The sequence below is a fragment of the Streptomyces sp. NPDC001407 genome, assembly GCF_042895325.1.
Lineage (GTDB): Bacteria > Actinomycetota > Actinomycetes > Streptomycetales > Streptomycetaceae > Streptomyces.
Genome location: NZ_JBIAWF010000065.1, coordinates 1 through 2,395 on the forward strand (window position 1 = coordinate 1; position 2,395 = coordinate 2,395).

Here is a 2,395-nt window from a genome sequence, read left to right on the forward strand (position 1 = left end):
ATGGGGGACCGTGTGGGAGAGTAGGACGCCGCCGAACAAATTTTGATGAAATGCCCTGGTGGGAACTCCGGTTCCTGCCAGGGCATTTCTGCGTTTCGGGGCCTTTTATCGGCGCACGAGGTTGCCCGCACCGCCTCATGGAGTGCGTGCCGAGTGGGAAGATTGGTCGGCACGCCCCCTGAACTCCAGCGTAGAAGAGGTGAGCGAGCCCCGTGTCCCAGAAAGTCGCCGTACTCGGCACAGGAAAGATCGGCGAGGCACTGCTCAGCGGCATGATCCGCGCCGGCTGGTCGACCGACGACCTGCTGGTCACCGCCCGCCGGCCGGAGCGGGCCGAGGCACTCCACGCCCGCTACGGCGTCGACACCGTCACCAACGTCGAGGCCGCCAAGGCCGCCGACACCCTGATCCTCGCCGTGAAGCCGCAGGACATGGCGACGCTCCTCGAGGAGCTCGCTCCCCACCTGCCCGCCGACCGGCTGGTGATCAGTGCCGCGGCCGGCGTCCCCACGGCCTTCTTCGAGGAGAAGCTGCCGGAGGGCGTCCCCGTCGTACGCGTCATGCCCAACACCCCGGTCCTCGTGGACGAAGGCATGTCCGTCATCTCCGCCGGCACCCACGCGACGGAGGACCATCTCCTCCGTACCGAAGCGATCTTCAAGCCCGTCGGCAAGACGCTTCGGGTCCCGGAGTCCCAGCAGGACGCGGCGACCGCCCTCTCCGGGTCCGGTCCCGCGTACTTCTACTTCCTCGTCGAGGCGATGACCGACGCCGGCATCCTCCTGGGGCTCCCCCGGGACAAGGCCCACGACCTCATCGTCCAGGCGGCCATCGGCGCGGCGGTCATGCTGCGGGACAGCGGCGAGCACCCGGTCAAGCTCCGCGAGGCCGTCACCTCGCCCGCGGGCACGACGATCAGCGCGATCCGGGAGCTGGAGCGGCACGGCGTACGCGCCGCTCTGATCGCCGCACTCGAAGCAGCTCGTGACCGCAGTCGCGAACTGGCCTCCGGCCAGGCCTGATTGCGGTAGCCGCTCACACGGAACGGCCTCGGAGAATTCCCTTTCGGTCTCCGAGGCCGTTCTTCGTGCTTTTCAGGCGGGCGGCATCAGACCGATCGCCGCGTACGCCGCGTCGACGGTCGGCCGGGCCACCTTCCGGGCCCGCTCGGCCCCGGTGCGCAGGACCGCGTCCACATATCCGGGGTCGGCACACAATTCCGCGTGCCGTTCCCGCACCGGTCGCAGGAGTTCGAGCACGGCATCGGCGGTGTCCCGCTTCAGAGCGCCGTACGAGTCGTACTCCTCGGCCAGTTCCGCGGGCTTGCCGCCGACGCAGGCCGCGAGGATCTCCAGCAGATTCGCGACTCCTGGGCGCTCTTCCCGGTCGTACACCACCGAGCTGCCGCTGTCGGTGACCGCGCGCATGATTTTCTTGCGCACGACGTCCGCCTCGTCGAGGAGATAGACGATCCCGCTCGTCTCCGCGTGCGACTTCCCCATCTTCGAGGTGGGGTCCTGGAGGTCCATGACCCTGGCGGCCACGCTCGGGAGTACGGCCTTCGGCACGGTGAACGTATGGCCGTACCGCTGGTTGAACCGCACCGCCAGGTCACGCGTGAGCTCCACGTGCTGGGCCTGGTCGTCGCCCACCGGCACCTCGTCCGCCGAATAGGCGAGGATGTCGGCCGCCATCAGCACCGGATACGTCAGCAGCGACAGCCGCACGCTCCCGCCGGTCGCCCGCTCGCGTACCGACTTCTCCTTGTACTGGATCATCCGGCGCATCTCGCCGTCGGACGCCGTGCACTCGAGCAGATAGGAGAGCCGGGTGTGTTCGTCCACATGACTCTGCACGAACATCGTGCAGTGGGACGGTTCCAGCCCGGCGGCGAGCAGAAGCGTCGCCGCTTGCCGGCTGAGCCTGCGGACCCTGGCGGGATCGTGGTCGACGGTCAGTGCGTGCAGGTCGACGACGCAGAAGAGGGCGTCGGCCTTGTGCTGGTCCGTCTCGGCCCACTGGCGTACGGCCCCGAGGTAGTTGCCCAGTGTGAGGTGGCCGGTGGGCTTGATACCGCTGAAGATCCGGGTCATGGGGTCTTGCCTCCCTTGGAGAGGGACCACCGCCACGGACAGCAAAAAGGCCGCCTAGGCGGCGGCCGTGGATGCATGCGCAGAAGACGGGCCGCCGGTCAGGCGGCCCACCACTGCTGAGTGCTGCGGCACGCATGCTGAGTCATGCGCCGACCGTACCCCTGTGAAACCCCCTTGCGCCACAGGTTTGATGCGTCCTACGGGCTCGTGTAGAGTTCTTCGAGTTGCCCCGGCGTCCGCGAGGACGGCGAGGCGGCCACTCCTGCCGCACCGGCGGCAATCTCTACTGCATGTTCCCTGAA

At 68.2% G+C, this 2,395-nt stretch carries 2 protein-coding genes; one reads left to right on the top strand and one right to left on the bottom strand.

Going from position 1 to position 2,395, the window contains the following annotated elements; all coding sequences use genetic code 11:
* Positions 1–212 precede the first annotated feature (212 nt).
* The gene (proC, locus tag ACFY1P_RS35370; protein ID WP_390753012.1) at positions 213–1,022 is read left to right on the top strand and encodes a pyrroline-5-carboxylate reductase; all 810 of its coding nucleotides are present in this window, start codon (positions 213–215) and stop codon (positions 1,020–1,022) included.
* 72 nt (positions 1,023–1,094) lie between these two features.
* Here the strand turns inward: proC and trpS are convergent, their stop codons facing one another.
* Positions 1,095–2,093: a tryptophan--tRNA ligase gene (gene trpS, locus ACFY1P_RS35375; RefSeq protein WP_361535706.1), complete on the bottom strand. Its 999-nt coding sequence runs from the start codon at positions 2,091–2,093 to the stop codon at positions 1,095–1,097.
* Positions 2,094–2,395 lie beyond the last annotated feature (302 nt).

Excerpts from the sequence above, each read along its gene's own strand:
- trpS (WP_361535706.1), bottom strand. The coding sequence starts at position 2,093 with ATGACCCGGATCTTCAGCGGTATCAAGCCCACCGGCCACCTCACACTG.